Genomic DNA, 14,276 nt, shown 5'->3' with positions numbered 1-14,276 from the left:
CGCAGCGTCTGGGTCGAGATCAGCGGTAGCCGTCGGGTTCCGACGTGGCCTCGTTCAGCGAGGCATCGGCATAACCGCGGCAATAATCCCAGGTGACGTAGGCATCGGGCTCGGGGTCGTAGGCCGGCTCGTGCGGGCGGACCGTGCCGTCGACCAGCAGTTGCAGCAGGTTGGCCCGCAGCATGTCCCAGTCGTGGTAGTGATCCTGCTGACACTCATCGCAACAGACGACCAGGCCGCGGATGCCCTTGTGGGCCAACAGCGTTTCGTAGACAGCCAGGTCTGCCAGGTCGGCCTCGACCGCCATCCGTTCCTGGGGATCCAGTGGCTGACCTGGTTCTAGTGCATCCAAAGCCGCCGACGGGTCACAAGGATCGTCGGCGAACGGATCGGGCGGCAGCCCCGGCGGCAGGTGGTCACGCACGGCTCCACCCTACTTATCACCACAGGTATCGCGCCAGCGGATAGCGGCGGGTGTCCCGCTGGACGGTTGCCGAGGCGGGCCGTCAACGGTCGGCTTCGGTGCCGATAGAATGGCTTTTTAGTTCCACGACAGTGTCTGCCGGGAGGCCTCACCCATGTCGATCGCTGAAAGCAGCGTTCCCATCTCCGTTCCGGTACCGACCGGTGGAGACGATCCGACCAAGATCGCGATGCTCGGGCTGACCTTCGACGATGTGCTGTTGCTGCCTGCCGCGTCCGACATCATCCCGGCCACTGCGGACACTTCCAGTCAGTTGACCCGGAACATCCGGCTGCGGGTGCCGCTGGTCAGCTCGGCCATGGATACCGTCACCGAGTCGCGGATGGCCATCGCGATGGCCCGTGCGGGCGGCATGGGCGTCCTGCACCGCAACCTGCCGCTCACCGAGCAGGCCGCCCAAGTCGAAACCGTCAAGCGGTCTGAGGCCGGCATGGTCACCGACCCGGTCACCTGCTCGCCGGACAACACGCTGGCAGAGGTCGACGCCATGTGCGCGCGGTTCCGGATCTCGGGTCTGCCCGTGGTGGATGAGGCTGGGCAGCTCGTCGGGATCATCACCAACCGCGATATGCGCTTCGAGGTCGACCAGAACAAGCCGGTGGTCGAGGTGATGACCAAGGCGCCGCTGATCACCGCCCAGGAGGGCGTGTCCGCCGAGGCGGCCCTGGGGCTGCTCCGCCGGCACAAGATCGAGAAGCTGCCGATCGTCGACGGGCACGGCCGGCTGACCGGGCTGATCACCGTCAAGGACTTCGTCAAGACCGAGCAGTTCCCGCTGGCCACCAAGGACAGCGACGGCCGGCTGCTGGTCGGCGCCGCGGTCGGCGTAGGTGACGACGCCTGGAACCGGGCCATGACATTGGCCGACGCCGGCGTGGATGTGCTGATCGTGGATACCGCCCATGCCCACAACCGGGGTGTGCTGGACATGGTGGCCCGGCTCAAGCAGGCCGTCGGCGCGAAGGTCGAGGTGGTGGGCGGAAACGTCGCCACCCGTTCGGCGGCCGCCGCCCTGTGCGAGGCCGGAGCCGACGCAGTCAAGGTGGGCGTCGGACCGGGCTCGATCTGCACCACCCGAGTGGTCGCCGGCGTCGGCGCTCCGCAGATCACTGCGATCCTGGAGGCCACGGCGGCCTGCCGGCCCTACGGAGTGCCGGTGATCGCCGACGGTGGCCTGCAGTACTCCGGTGACATCGCCAAGGCGCTGGCAGCCGGTGCGTCCACCGCGATGCTGGGTTCGCTGCTGGCCGGCACCGCCGAGTCGCCCGGTGAGCTGATCTTCGTCAACGGCAAGCAGTTCAAGAGCTACCGGGGCATGGGCTCGCTGGGCGCCATGCAGGGCCGTGGTCAGGGCAAGTCCTACTCCAAGGACCGCTACTTCCAGGACGATGTGCTCTCTGAGGACAAGCTGGTGCCCGAGGGCATCGAGGGCCGGGTGCCGTTCCGGGGCCCGCTCTCGACGGTGATCCACCAGCTCACCGGTGGCCTGCGTGCCGCCATGGGATACACCGGCTCGGCCAGCATCGAGCAACTGCAACAGGCGCAATTCGTGCAGATCACCGCTGCGGGCCTGAAGGAAAGCCACCCGCACGACGTCGCGATGACCGTCGAAGCGCCCAACTACTACGCGCGCTGAGCGCTGCCCGTCATTCGCCCAAACGGAAAAATGGGCCAAAAATGCGAGTAGAACTGGCCGAGACGTCGGTTTCGCGAAAGAAAGTTAGAGGCTTGCTCCATGCGTGACATGGTTGAAATCGGCATGGGCCGTACCGCCCGTCGTACCTACGAACTCGATGACATCAACATCGTGCCGTCACGTCGCACCCGCTCCAGTCAGGATGTGTCCACGGCCTGGCAGCTGGATGCCTACCGGTTCGACATTCCGGTCATGGCGCATCCGACCGACGCGCTGGTGTCACCGGAGTTCGCCATCGAGATGGGCCGTCTCGGCGGTCTCGGCGTACTCAATGGCGAGGGTCTGATCGGCCGCCATGCCGACGTCGAGGACAAGCTCGCCCAGGTGGTCGAGACCGCGGCCAAGGAGCCGGACCCGTCGGCGGCCGTCCGGCTGCTGCAGCAGCTGCACTCCGCGCCGCTGAATCTCGACCTGTTGGGCGCCGCGGTGGCCCGGATCCGCGAGGCCGGGGTCACCACGGCGGTGCGGGTCAGCCCGCAGAACGCCCAGGCACTGACCCCGACGCTGGTGGCGGCCGGAATCGACCTGTTGGTCATTCAGGGCACCATCATCTCGGCCGAGCGGGTGGTGTCCGACGGTGAGCCGCTGAACCTGAAGACCTTCATCTCGGAACTGGACGTGCCGGTGGTGGCAGGTGGGGTGCTCGACCATCGCACCGCGTTGCACCTGATGCGCACCGGCGCGGCCGGCGTCATCGTCGGCTATGGCTCCACTGCGGGGGTTACCACCAGCGATCAGGTGTTGGGTATCAGCGTGCCGATGGCCACCGCGATCGCCGATGCCGCCGCGGCCCGCCGCGAGTACCTCGATGAGACCGGCGGTCGGTACGTACACGTGCTGGCCGACGGTGACATCCACACCTCCGGCGATCTGGCCAAGGCCATCGCCTGTGGTGCCGACGCCGTCGTGCTGGGCACCCCGCTGGCCGCCGCCGCCGAGGCGCCCGGTGATGGCTGGTTCTGGCCCAACGCGGCCGCGCACCCGTCGCTGCCGCGCGGTGCTCTGTTGCAGGTCGCCCTCGGCGAGCGGCCCAAGCTGGAGCAGGTGCTGGGCGGCCCGTCTGACGATCCGTTCGGTTCGGTCAACCTGGTCGGCGGCCTGCGCCGGTCCATGGCCAAGGCCGGCTACTGCGATCTGAAGGAATTCCAGAAGGTCGGCCTGACCGTCGGGAGCTGATCGGGTTTGCCGGGTTAGGGTGGCCTTGGTAGCTGGTTACCGGGCGGTAGGTTCATACTTTTGCCATGGAGCCTGACTACGACGTCTTGATCATCGGCTCGGGGTTCGGGGGCAGCGTCAGCGCCCTGCGACTGACCGAGAAGGGCTACCGGGTGGGGGTGCTCGAGGCCGGGCCCCGCTACGCGGACGCCGACTTCGCCAAGACCTCGTGGGATCTGCGAAAGTTCTTGTGGGCGCCCAAATTCGGCATGTACGGCATCCAGCGCATCCACCTGCTGCGCAACGTGATGATCCTGGCCGGCGCCGGGGTCGGCGGCGGCTCGCTGAACTACGCGAACACCCTGTACATCCCGCCGGACCCGTTCTTCAACGACCCGCAGTGGAAGGGCATCACCGACTGGCGTGCCGAGCTGATGCCGCATTACGAGCAGGCCCAGCGCATGCTCGGAGTGGTCAAGAACCCGACCTTCACCGATGCCGACCGCATCGTCAAAGAGGTTGCCGACGACATGGGTTGTGGTGACACCTTTGTGGCCACTCCGGTGGGCGTCTTCTTCGGGCCCGACGGTGAGAAGCTGCCCGGCACAACGGTGCCCGATCCCTACTTCGGCGGCGCCGGCCCGGCCCGAACGGGTTGCATCGAGTGCGGCGAATGCATGACCGGGTGCCGGCACGGTGCCAAGAACACCTTGGTGAAGAACTACCTGGGCTTGGCGGAAAAGGCTGGGGCGCAAGTACATCCGCTCACCACGGTGACCAGTTTCGAGCAGCGGGGCGACGGGCTGTGGGAGGTTGCGACCCGTCGCACCAACGGCCGGGTCCGCCGCGGTAAGCGCACCTTCACGGCCAAGTACCTGATCGTCGCGGCCGGCACCTACAACACCCAGAAGCTGTTGTTCAAGGTGCGCGACACCGGCAAGCTGACCAAGTTGTCCGACAAGCTCGGGGTGCTGACCCGGACCAACTCGGAGTCGATCGTGGGCGCCCAGACCCGGTCGGTTCCCTCGGACATGGATCTCACTCACGGGGTGGCCATCACGTCGTCGATCCACCCGACCCCGGACACCCACATCGAACCGGTGCGGTATGGCAAGGGCTCCAATGCGATGGGCATGCTGCAGACGCTGATGACCGACGGCGCGGGCCCGAAAGGCACTGATGTGCCGCGGTGGAAGCAGTTCCTGAACCAGGCCGGCGAGGACCCGCGTGAGCTGATCCGGCTGCTCAACCCGCAGCACTGGAGCGAGCGGACGGTGATCGCCCTGGTGATGCAGCACCTGGACAACTCCATCACCACGTTCACCAAGCGCGGGCCCGGCGGCGTCCGGATCATGTCCTCGAAACAAGGGCACGGCGAGCCCAACCCGACCTGGATTCCGGTCGGTAATGAGGCGACCCGTCGCATGGCCGAGAAGGTCGGCGGCATCGCCGGCGGCACCTGGGGCGAGCTGTTCAACATCCCGCTGACCGCGCATTTCCTGGGCGGCGCGGCGATCGGGGACACCGCTGCCAGTGGGGTCATCGACCCGTACCACCGGGTGTACAACTACCCGACCCTCTACGTCACCGACGGCGCGGCCATCTCGGCGAATCTCGGTGTGAATCCGTCACTTTCGATTGCCGCGCAAGCCGAGCGGGCTGCGTCGCTGTGGCCGAACAAGGGCGAGGACGACAGCCGTCCGGCGCAAGGCGAGCCGTATCAGCGGATGGATCCGGTGACGCCGGCGCATCCTGTCGTTCCGGCCGATGCGCCGGGCGCTCTGCGGCGGCTGCCGATCACTCCGGTCTGACCGAGAACCTAGAGGTATTTCCGGAGGAAATCAGTCCCGGCGTTCAGAAACTCACGCATCGCGGTGGCGTGTGGGACCAGTCCCTCTGCGCCGTGGTACATGCCGGGCACGGTGACCAGTTCGCACGGCACCCCGGCAGCCTGCAGTCGTTGTGCGTAGTCGACCGACTCGTCATGGAACAGGTCGAGTTCACCGACTCCGATCCAGGCGGGGGCCAGGCCGGTGAGATCTTCACGGCGGGCGGCGGCGATGTACGGGCGGTTGTCGTCCGGCCGCGGCTCCTGGCCCAGGTATGAGGTCCAGCCGAATCGGTTCGATGCCGTTGTCCAGAGCAGTCGGCCGCGGGGACTGTGATCGAGCAGGGCGGAACGGTCGTCGAGCATGGGGGCGACCATCACCTGCGCGCACAAGGTGATGCCTTCGTCGTAGGCGCGTTGTGCGACGGACGCCGACAGTCCACCGCCGGCGCTGGACCCGGTGACTGCCAGTCGTGCCGGGTCGATGCCGAGTTCGTCGGCGTTGTCGTGCATCCAGCGCAGCGCGGCCATGCAGTCATCGATGGCGGCCGGGTACGGATACTCGGGTGCCAGTCGGTAGTCGGGCGAGGCGACGACGGCGTTGAGCTCGCGGGCCACTCGTCCGCTGGCGATGGCCTCGGCTTTCGCCGAACCCAGGACCATGCCGCCGCCGTGGATGTAGAGCACTCCTGGGCGTCGGCGCATGCCGTCCGGGGTGATGAGCAGGACCGGTACCGACGGATCACCGGCCTCGTGCACGGTCGATGACACTCCGGGCCCGCAGGGAGTGGGGATGGCACCGTTTGTGAAACGGTTGAACTTGAGCGACCGCGCGTTGGTTTCCACCGAGAGCACCAACAGCGGACTACGGAATTCGGGCGGGACCGTTGCGATGGCATCGCGCATGGACAGGTAGCGGCGCCCCAGTAAGGCCGCAACCGCAAGCGCTGCCGCACCGGATACCCCCGCAACGCCGGTAAGCAACTTCGTCATCGGCTACAACGCTAGTGGGTGGCAGCGGTCTTGCCAGGATTTGGGCGCGCTTTGTATCTCTGACGAAACAAAGCGCGCCCAATCGTGTTCAGGCAGCGCTGATCACGCGGCTGGGCTCGCCGTGCACGTCGACCGGAACGTCGCCGGTCAGGGTGACGCGGTGCATCAGCCGGTACTGGCCGTCGTAGTCGTCCACCGCGCGGTGCTGGGTGGCCCGGTTGTCCCACATCGCGACGTCACCCAGGGCCCAATTCCAACGAACGGTGTTCTCGTTCATGGTGATTCGGCGCTGCAGCAGTTCGAGTAGCGTCGCCGACTCGTAGCTGTCCAGCCCGGCGAAGCCCCGGACGAAGTTGCCGGCCACCAGGGCGCGCTCGCCGGTCTCGGGATGCACCCGAACCACCGGGTGCTCGGTGCGGAAGTCGGGCTTCTGGAACGCCTCCTGGTAGCCCTGCTGCTCGTCGGTCAGTTCAGGCACATCGACGGTGACGTCCTTGATGTAGTCGAACCGGTTGGAATGCACGGCGCGCAGGTTCTCGACCAGTGCCTTGAGCGGTTCGGGCAGGTCTTCGTAGGCCGCGGCGGTGTTGGCCCACAGCGTCGATCCGCCGTATTCGGGCAGGGTGACGGCCCGCAGGATCGATGCGGAGGGGTAGTCGGGGGCGAACGTGACGTCGGTGTGCCAGCGGTTGGCCTTGCCGTACTCGGAGTCGATCGGCGTGATGTTCGGCGCGTCCGTGCGCTTCATCGCGTGGTGGCCGACCAAGGTGCCCATCAGTTCACCGAAGGCCTGCTGCTGTGCGTCATCGAGGTGGTCCTGGCCGCGGAAGAAGATCACCTTGTGCTTGAGCAGTGCGGCCCTGATCTCGGCGACGGTGTCGGGCGACAGCTCGCCGCCGAGGCGTACCCCGCCCACGACAGCACCGATCTTGCTGGTCAGCTTGGTGACGGTGAGCTGGGGAGTCTGCACGTTGGTCATGGTGTTCCTCTCGATCAGAGCCAAACTGTAGTCAGTTGACTACAGGTCATGGACGCTAGTGTAGCCATATGACTACAGGCGCGCCAGGGTCGGGTTCCGGAGAATTTCCTGTGGGCCGGGACGAGGTGGTCGCTGCCGTTCTGCAGGCGGCCGCCGAGCTGTTCGCCGCCCGGGGGCCGGCGGCCACCTCGATCCGGGACATTGCGGCCGCGTCCAAGGTCAACCACGGGCTGGTGTTCCGGCACCTGGGTTCCAAGGAAAAGCTGGTCGGCGCGGTGCTCGATTACCTGGGACAGCATCTGACCGGCCTCATCGACGCGGGCGCGCCGGCCGATGAGATCGATGCGGCGCTGGACCGGCAGACCCGGGTGATGGCCCGGGTGGTGCTCGACGGTTATCCGGCCGGCGAGTTGCAGACGACATTTCCCAACGTGGTCCGGATGCTCGACGAACTCCGTCCGCGTTACGCCGACGACACCGAGGCTCGGTTGGCGGTGGCCAATATCATTGCGTTGCAACTGGGTTGGCGCCTGTTGGGGCCGTTCTTGTACTCGGCGCTGGACCTGGGCGACCTGACCGGCGAAGAGGTCCGCAGCGCTATCGGCAGTGCCGTCGGGCGGCTGACCGAGCCGACGCAGCCCGCCGAGGCTTCGCCACTAGACTGACCGGGTGGCAGCAACCCCGACCCAGCCGGTTCTCGTCATCGACTTCGGTGCCCAGTACGCCCAACTGATCGCGCGACGGGTCCGCGAAGCGCGGGTGTTTTCCGAGGTGATCCCGCACGACATGACGATCGAGGAGATCAAGGCCAAAGATCCGTTGGCCATCGTGTTGTCCGGCGGCCCGTCCAGCGTCTACGACGACGGTGCCCCGCAACTGGATCCGTCGATCTTCGAATTGGACGTCCCGGTATTCGGCATCTGCTACGGATTCCAGGCCATGGCACAGGCGCTCGGTGGCACGGTGGCGCACACCGGCACCAGTGAATACGGCCGGACCGAGCTGAAAGTCGCTGGCGGAGAACTGCATTCGGGACTCCCGGACGCGCAGCCGGTGTGGATGAGCCATGGCGACGCGGTGACCGTGGCGCCCGCCGGCTTCGAGGTGGTCGCCAGCACCACCGGCGCGCCGGTCGCGGCCTTCGAAGACCGGGCCCGGCGGCTGGCCGGTGTCCAGTACCACCCCGAGGTGCTGCACTCGCCGCACGGCCAGCAGGTGCTGAGCCGGTTCCTGCATGACTTCGCCGGTATCGGCTCCACCTGGACCGCCGCCAACATCGCCGACCAGCTGATCGAGCAGGTGCGCGAACAGATCGGTGACGGCCGGGCCATCTGCGGCCTGTCCGGCGGCGTCGACTCAGCAGTGGCCGCCGCCCTGGTGCAGCGGGCCATCGGCGATCGGCTCACCTGTGTGTTCGTCGACCACGGCCTGCTGCGGGCCGGTGAGCGCGAACAGGTCCAGCGCGACTTCGTCGCCGCCACCGGTGCCAAGCTGGTCACCGTCGACGAGGCCGACCGCTTCCTGGACGCGCTGTCCGGCGTCACCAACCCCGAGGGCAAGCGCAAGATCATCGGCCGGGAGTTCATCCGGGCGTTCGAGGGCGCGGTCCGCGACACGTTGGGTTCCAGCGAGGGGGAGATCGAATTCCTGGTGCAGGGCACGCTTTACCCCGACGTGGTGGAATCCGGTGGTGGCGCCGGCGCGGCCAACATCAAGAGTCACCACAACGTCGGTGGCCTGCCCGCCGACCTGAAGTTCAAGCTCGTCGAACCGCTACGGCTGTTGTTCAAGGACGAGGTGCGTGCCGTTGGGCGTGAACTCGGCCTGCCGGAGGAAATCGTTGCGCGCCAACCGTTCCCGGGCCCGGGCCTGGGCATCCGGATCGTGGGCGAGGTGACCGGTCCACGGCTGGACATGCTGCGCCGGGCCGACGCGATCACCCGCGAGGAGCTGACGGCTGCCGGTCAGGATCAGCACATCTGGCAGTGCCCGGTGGTGCTGCTCGGCGACGTCCGCTCGGTCGGTGTACAGGGCGACGGCCGCACCTATGGGCATCCGATCGTGCTGCGTCCGGTGTCCAGCGAAGATGCCATGACCGCGGACTGGACCCGGGTGCCTTATGAAGTGCTGGAACGCATTTCGACCCGGATCACCAACGAGGTTCCTGAGGTCAACCGGGTGGTACTGGACATCACCAGCAAGCCGCCGGGCACCATCGAGTGGGAGTGAGCCCTATCGGGTCGGATCTCCGCGCCAGCTGAAACTGTTGACGTACTGGCCCATGTCCAAGGCCAACTCGAGACCGACCGCGGACGGCTTGCCGGACCCGAAGTCCGGTCCGAACGGGTGGTACGGACCGGAGGCGGCAGCCACCAAAGCCAGGTCGTGTTTGATCGACACCAGTATCAGCAGGCGCGTCCGGGAGTACATGCCGGTGGTGCTCTGGGGATACCAGTCGGCCACCACGCCGTAGCCCGGTTGATAGCCGACCATGGCGTTGGGAATTTCGTAGGCCGTCTTGGCGTCCGGGTACGTCTTCTTGATCAGTTCGGCGGCAATGTCTTTCGGCTGCTTTCCGGCTGCGGGGCGGCTGAACAACTGCAAGGTGCCGCCGTCTCCGGCTTCCAGGTGGGCCATCACGCCGTGGTCGTTGGTGTCGACCTTGTAGGCGGAGCCGGACGACGGATAGTCCACGCTGAACGAGCCGTCAGGCGCAGTGAACCGGGGATTGACCATCACCGGCTCGCCCATCGGCGGGTGTCCACATTCGGGCGGGCACACGTAGCGTGCCGCGGGCTTTTCCAGCAGGCTGGAAAGCCCGACCAGCAGAGCCGCGATCACCACGAGAATGGTGACCAGGCTCAGCGTCACCTTGACGTGCCTGGAGGAGCGTGCCGGTGGTGCAGCGTACGTCCCGGCATGCAACGAGTAGCCGGGTAGCAGCCCCACCGTCAGATCGTCGGACTGGTCGCTTCGTTCCAGACGGTCGGTGCGCTGGGCTTCCCGTGCGGTTCGTGATGAGGTCCGGGTGGACGCTCCGCAGTGGGCACAGAACGGAGCATCCGGCACCACGTGGCCGCACTGGGCACACAGCAGCGGCTGGTCCATGTGCATCTCGTCGTGCGCCTCATGGAGCAACGCCAGATGCAACCCGATCCGTAGCGCCAACAGCGCGACGACGGTGAGGGACAGGTACAGCGCCAACTGGACCAGCTGGCGCATCTGGGAGACGCCGACCATGCCCAGCAGGGCGAAGATCACCGCGACGGTCACCGCGATCAGCGACAGGATCAGTCGCAGGTAGCCGCGATGGGTCTGGCTCTTGTTCGGCGGACGGGTGAACCACAGTGCCGCGCCGACCAGACCGCCCACTGCGGCGAAGGTGATCGGGGTGGCCAGTCCGCGGATTCCGGCCTCCACGAACAGGTCTTGCATGGGGCGGTCCTTGACGACGGCACCGGTGGTGAACTGTGGTGCCAGCCGAGTCAAGGTCGCGGCCGCGGTGAAGATGATGGCGCCGTGCGCACCAATGGCATAGCCGTGCAACGCTTCTCGCGGGCCTGGGCGGATCAGGCGCATCAGCAGGGCCGGCACCTGCATGAGCAGTAGACCGCCGAGCGTCACGCTCACGCCGTCGCGCAGCACGCGTGCGCCGGCGATGCCCGCACCCAACGGTATGCCGTAAGACCGTGCTGCTGCCGCCCCGGTGATCAGTGCCCAGCCGGCTCCGAGCACCAAGCTGATCACACCGGTGAGGAACAGGGTGCCGCGCGGGGCGTCGCGATTGATCCCGGAGGTGTGCAGGTAGACCCCGAAGATCATCGGCAATCCGAGCACCGCCACCGCTACCAGTGCACCGGGTAGGCGCAGCAACGAGGTGGCGGCCAGGGCCAGCACCAGCGCGAACAAGGCGCCGAGAAACCCGGCGCGGGCGCGTGGTGGCAGATGCGGGAACAGGGAGCTGGTGACCGACAGCTGCAGCAGGTGTTGTCCGGGTGCGGCGCTGAACGAGCGGGCCCGCAACCAATGCGGCCCGTCGCCGCGGTGGGCGCTCAGGGGAGCGCCGCACAGGCCGCAGTATTCGCCGGCCGGAACGTCCAGCTGGCAGACCTCGCACTCCATCAGCGGAGGGTTTTCCAGCACGGTGCTCATGCGCGATCCGCCTTCGCTTCTCGCTGGGCGCTCATTGCGCGGCCTGCCTTCGCTTCTCGCTGGGCGCTCATTGCGCGGCCTGCCTTCGCTTCTCGCTGGGCGCTCATTGCGCCACCCGCTGAAGGATGAGCAGGTCCTCGACCAGGTTGTCGAGGCTGGGGGTGCCCAGCCCGCTGACCAGGTCATAGCCCGGGCCGGCCGTGTCAACCGCGTTGCCGCCCAAGGTGATGTCCCGGAATGCCGGATGGGGTGCACCCGCGGCGGTGCGGTACAGCTGCGGGTTGAGCGCGCCGAGCAGACGACCGCCGTGGGCGACGAGGTATTGGTTCATGATCGCGGCCAGTCCCGCCCAGATCGGAGCCGACTGCGAGGTGCCGCCGCCGACGACAACATGTTGATTGACAACAATTTTCACCCCGGTGTAGGGGTCGGCCACCGCGGAGATATCGGGTGTCATGCGTTTTCCGGTCCTGCGTGCGGGATTGACTTGGGTCGCCGCGTCGGATTGCCAACGGGGGGTGTCGAACAGGTTCGATACCCCGCCGCCGGTGCCCTGGGACAGCGGGACGTTGAACCAGGCCTGCTCGGCGAGCCATTGCCCGCGCGAGGTGGTGGACAGGGTGGTACCGCCGACGCTGGTCATTTCGGGGATGGAGGCCACCGAGTCCAGTCCGATGTCGTTGGGGCCGGGTGGGGTGTCCCAGTCTTCGCCGCCCTTGCACTCCAGGCCTGCCAGGTCGCCGCTGGCGTCGAATGCGGAGGTGCCGTGCGCCTGCGCGGTGGCCAGCGCCGAACGAACCGGTGCCAGATCCGCTGCGGTGATCAGCTTGTCGCAGCCCCAGCCGATCGAAAAGCTCCATACGGCACCGGGATAATCGTGGTCGGCCTGCTCGAGCATCTGGCCGATCTTCACGTAGGCGCCGTCACCACTGACGGTCGGCCGGGCGTTGACGACAACCAGTTGGGCATCGGGCGCAATGGCATGTGCCACTTCGAGATCCATGGTGGTTTCGCCGTGCACCTCGCTGGGCTGACCGCCGACGACGACCGGCGTGAACTTGGGCAGTTTGAACGTGGTGGCGAAGAGGTCGAGGTCGGACTGGGCGTAGCCGTCGAAGGCGAAGATCACGATGGTGACGCCCTTGCCGGTGTTGCCGGACTGGACCAACTGCTCGGCGCCGTAGGCGTTGTGCAGGATGTCCGGGGTGAGTCCGCGTTCGGGAATCTCCAACGGGGTCGGTGCCGATGTTCGGTGGGAGGTGTAACTGAGGATGCGGCCCAATTCGGTTACCGTGCCGTGCAGTTCGATGGGCACCTGCGGTTGTTGCGGTGCGGCGTAGAACTCCTGACCGTGCAGGCTGCGGTAGTCGTGCACGTCGACCCCGAAGGCGGTTCCCATCCGGTCGGGATTGCCTGAGACGACTGCCCAGTCGTCACCCGGGCGCCAGTGCACCGAGAGATGTTGGGAGCGAGCCCAATTGATCAGCGCATCGGGCCGGGCGCGATCGTCCAGGGCTGCGGTGAGTTGGATCTGGCTGCGGTGCGCAGGTCCCAGATCGGTCGAGGCGGCGAGCAGCGACGAATAGGGGCCCGCGATGACCTGGGGTCGCCCGGTGAAACGGGGAGCTGCAGGCAGGTCAAGAACCAGCGTCAGCGCCGCGACCATGCCCAACGTCAGCAGCCACCGATGTGGCATGGTCCGGAGCGATGACGGCATGCAACAACGGTAGCGCCGGGACGGGGTTTTCCTGGGCCGGTATCGGCTCGGATATCAGTGGTGGCCGAGGCTGGGGGTGTACTGCTGCGACGCGGTGATGTTCGGCGTGAACAGGCTGCCACCGTTGGGGTCCAACGACTTCTCGCTGGGCGTCACGGCGGGCGCGGGGGCGGCCGTGGAGGACGGGGTCGTCGTGGTGCTGGTGGTGGGAGTGGTGGAGGTCTCCGGAGCCTTCTCGCCGTTGTTGCCACAGGCGGCGGTGAAGCCGACCATCGCGATGATTGCGGTGCCTCCGGCGGCGATCGTGAGGCGGCGGACGAGACGTTCTGAGCGCATTGTTTTCAGTCCTTTGACTATCCCGAATAGACCTACACCGCTTTCGAACAGATGCGGAATTCCGGTTATTTCAATTTTAACGCAGTTCGGATAGTGGCGGACGGGCATCGACCGCCCGTCATGGCCACGATCCGCCCCTGCTCTGCTTGACCGTTGTCGGTGGGCGAGTGTTTACTAGCGATATCGAACAAACATTCGAATACCGATGTGGCCCGTGGTGAAGGAGGTGGAGTTGTGGCGGTGGTTGCGAGCTTGGCGGATGTCCGCGGTGACCGCACTGAACAGGTTGAACACCTCCGCCGCAGGATTGCCGAGATGTCCGGTGAGGGGAGTGCCGTGCGGCGGGCGGTGGCACCCGTCGGACGTCCGTCATCGGTCGAGAAAACTTTGCTGGAGCAGCCGGATTTCCAGGCTGACCAGCTGCCGGCGAGCTTGCCCCGGGGTACTGTCGCAGTGCTCTCCGGGGCGCGGTCGTTGACGCTGCGTCTGGTTGCAGAGGTGACTGCCGCCGGGGGCCATGCCGCCATCGTCGGCCAGCCCGATGTGGGGTTGTTGGCCGCGGTCCAGATGGGGGCGGACCTGGAGCGGCTCGCGGTCATCCCGGACCCGGGATCCGATCCGGTGGAGGTGGCCGCGGTCTTGATGGATGGGCTGGATTTGGTAGCACTCGGACTGGGTGGTCGGTCGGTGTCGCCGGGCCGGGCCCGGGCGGTGACAGCACGGGCGCGCCAGCGTGAGTGCACCCTGCTGGTCACGGGAGGTGATTGGCCAGGGGCAGCGGCCCGACTGGACGCCAGGGTCTGTGGTTATGAGGTGGTCGGCGCTGGCCCTGGCAGCCCGACGCCGGGGTGTGGCCGGATCGGGCGGGTGCGGTTCGACACCAGGATCCGGGGACGGTTGGCGCGTCCGACGCGAGCAGTCGGTGGATGAGGTGCT

12 protein-coding genes are annotated in these 14,276 nt (G+C 66.9%); 6 read left to right on the top strand and 6 right to left on the bottom strand.

Annotated elements, in window-relative coordinates:
- Nucleotides 1-19: 19 nt before the first annotated feature.
- On the bottom strand, nt 20-424 hold the full coding sequence (locus ABIA30_RS07675; protein WP_370063816.1) for a DUF5319 domain-containing protein: 405 nt from the start codon (nt 422-424) through the stop codon (nt 20-22).
- A gap of 154 nt (nt 425-578) precedes the next feature.
- Here ABIA30_RS07675 and guaB point away from each other — a divergent pair, with 154 nt between their 5' ends.
- The 3 genes from guaB to ABIA30_RS07660 all read left to right on the top strand — a co-directional run bounded on the left by guaB (nt 579) and on the right by ABIA30_RS07660 (nt 5,146).
- Entirely contained in the window at nt 579-2,120 is a 1,542-nt protein-coding gene (guaB, locus tag ABIA30_RS07670; RefSeq protein ID WP_370063815.1) for an IMP dehydrogenase, read from the top strand.
- A 108-nt stretch (nt 2,121-2,228) separates the two neighbouring features.
- Entirely contained in the window at nt 2,229-3,356 is a 1,128-nt protein-coding gene (locus ABIA30_RS07665) for a GuaB3 family IMP dehydrogenase-related protein (protein ID WP_370065434.1), read from the top strand.
- A gap of 65 nt (nt 3,357-3,421) precedes the next feature.
- Nucleotides 3,422-5,146, top strand: coding sequence for a GMC oxidoreductase (locus ABIA30_RS07660; RefSeq protein ID WP_370063813.1), 1,725 nt, complete (start codon nt 3,422-3,424; stop codon nt 5,144-5,146).
- Nucleotides 5,147-5,154: 8 nt separating this feature from the next.
- Here ABIA30_RS07660 and ABIA30_RS07655 read toward each other — a convergent pair whose 3' ends face one another.
- Complete coding sequence (locus ABIA30_RS07655) at nt 5,155-6,156, bottom strand: alpha/beta hydrolase (protein WP_370063811.1); 1,002 nt, start codon at nt 6,154-6,156, stop codon at nt 5,155-5,157.
- A gap of 88 nt (nt 6,157-6,244) precedes the next feature.
- Nucleotides 6,245-7,135, bottom strand: a complete 891-nt coding sequence (locus ABIA30_RS07650; RefSeq protein WP_370063809.1) for a TauD/TfdA dioxygenase family protein — start codon at nt 7,133-7,135, stop codon at nt 6,245-6,247.
- A 68-nt stretch (nt 7,136-7,203) separates the two neighbouring features.
- Between ABIA30_RS07650 and ABIA30_RS07645 the strand changes: the two genes are divergently transcribed.
- A complete protein-coding gene (locus ABIA30_RS07645) occupies nt 7,204-7,800 on the top strand; it encodes a TetR/AcrR family transcriptional regulator (RefSeq protein WP_370063807.1) in 597 nt (198 codons plus the stop codon).
- A 4-nt stretch (nt 7,801-7,804) separates the two neighbouring features.
- Entirely contained in the window at nt 7,805-9,364 is a 1,560-nt protein-coding gene (guaA, locus tag ABIA30_RS07640; RefSeq protein ID WP_370063805.1) for a glutamine-hydrolyzing GMP synthase, read from the top strand.
- A 3-nt stretch (nt 9,365-9,367) separates the two neighbouring features.
- Here guaA and ABIA30_RS07635 read toward each other — a convergent pair whose 3' ends face one another.
- The 3 genes from ABIA30_RS07635 to ABIA30_RS07625 all read right to left on the bottom strand — a co-directional run bounded on the left by ABIA30_RS07635 (nt 9,368) and on the right by ABIA30_RS07625 (nt 13,340).
- Nucleotides 9,368-11,287 carry a zinc ribbon domain-containing protein gene (locus ABIA30_RS07635; RefSeq protein ID WP_370063803.1) on the bottom strand — a complete coding sequence of 640 codons (1,920 nt, stop codon included), beginning with the start codon at nt 11,285-11,287 and terminating at the stop codon, nt 9,368-9,370.
- A 103-nt stretch (nt 11,288-11,390) separates the two neighbouring features.
- Nucleotides 11,391-13,004 carry a protease pro-enzyme activation domain-containing protein gene (locus tag ABIA30_RS07630; protein ID WP_370063801.1) on the bottom strand — a complete coding sequence of 538 codons (1,614 nt, stop codon included), beginning with the start codon at nt 13,002-13,004 and terminating at the stop codon, nt 11,391-11,393.
- A 54-nt stretch (nt 13,005-13,058) separates the two neighbouring features.
- Entirely contained in the window at nt 13,059-13,340 is a 282-nt protein-coding gene (locus ABIA30_RS07625) for a hypothetical protein (RefSeq protein WP_370063799.1), read from the bottom strand.
- Nucleotides 13,341-13,574: 234 nt separating this feature from the next.
- On the opposite strand from ABIA30_RS07625, the gene ABIA30_RS07620 reads away from it, so the two are divergent.
- The gene (locus ABIA30_RS07620; RefSeq protein WP_370063797.1) at nt 13,575-14,270 is read left to right on the top strand and encodes a hypothetical protein; all 696 of its coding nucleotides are present in this window, start codon (nt 13,575-13,577) and stop codon (nt 14,268-14,270) included.
- Nucleotides 14,271-14,276: the final 6 nt, after the last annotated feature.

This window comes from Mycobacterium sp. MAA66, from assembly GCF_041261665.1.
Taxonomy (GTDB): domain Bacteria; phylum Actinomycetota; class Actinomycetes; order Mycobacteriales; family Mycobacteriaceae; genus Mycobacterium.
The sequence above is the reverse complement of the archived record's forward strand: the minus strand, read 5'-3'. Positions and strand labels throughout refer to the sequence as shown.

Excerpts from the sequence above, each read along its gene's own strand:
- ABIA30_RS07655 (WP_370063811.1), bottom strand. The coding sequence starts at position 6,156 with ATGACGAAGTTGCTTACCGGCGTTGCGGGGGTATCCGGTGCGGCAGCG.
- guaB (WP_370063815.1), top strand. The coding sequence starts at position 579 with ATGTCGATCGCTGAAAGCAGCGTTCCCATCTCCGTTCCGGTACCGACC.
- ABIA30_RS07660 (WP_370063813.1), top strand. The coding sequence starts at position 3,422 with ATGGAGCCTGACTACGACGTCTTGATCATCGGCTCGGGGTTCGGGGGC.
- ABIA30_RS07645 (WP_370063807.1), top strand. The coding sequence starts at position 7,204 with ATGACTACAGGCGCGCCAGGGTCGGGTTCCGGAGAATTTCCTGTGGGC.
- ABIA30_RS07635 (WP_370063803.1), bottom strand. The coding sequence starts at position 11,287 with ATGAGCACCGTGCTGGAAAACCCTCCGCTGATGGAGTGCGAGGTCTGC.
- ABIA30_RS07650 (WP_370063809.1), bottom strand. The coding sequence starts at position 7,135 with ATGACCAACGTGCAGACTCCCCAGCTCACCGTCACCAAGCTGACCAGC.
- ABIA30_RS07630 (WP_370063801.1), bottom strand. The coding sequence starts at position 13,004 with ATGCCGTCATCGCTCCGGACCATGCCACATCGGTGGCTGCTGACGTTG.
- ABIA30_RS07665 (WP_370065434.1), top strand. The coding sequence starts at position 2,229 with ATGGTTGAAATCGGCATGGGCCGTACCGCCCGTCGTACCTACGAACTC.
- ABIA30_RS07625 (WP_370063799.1), bottom strand. The coding sequence starts at position 13,340 with ATGCGCTCAGAACGTCTCGTCCGCCGCCTCACGATCGCCGCCGGAGGC.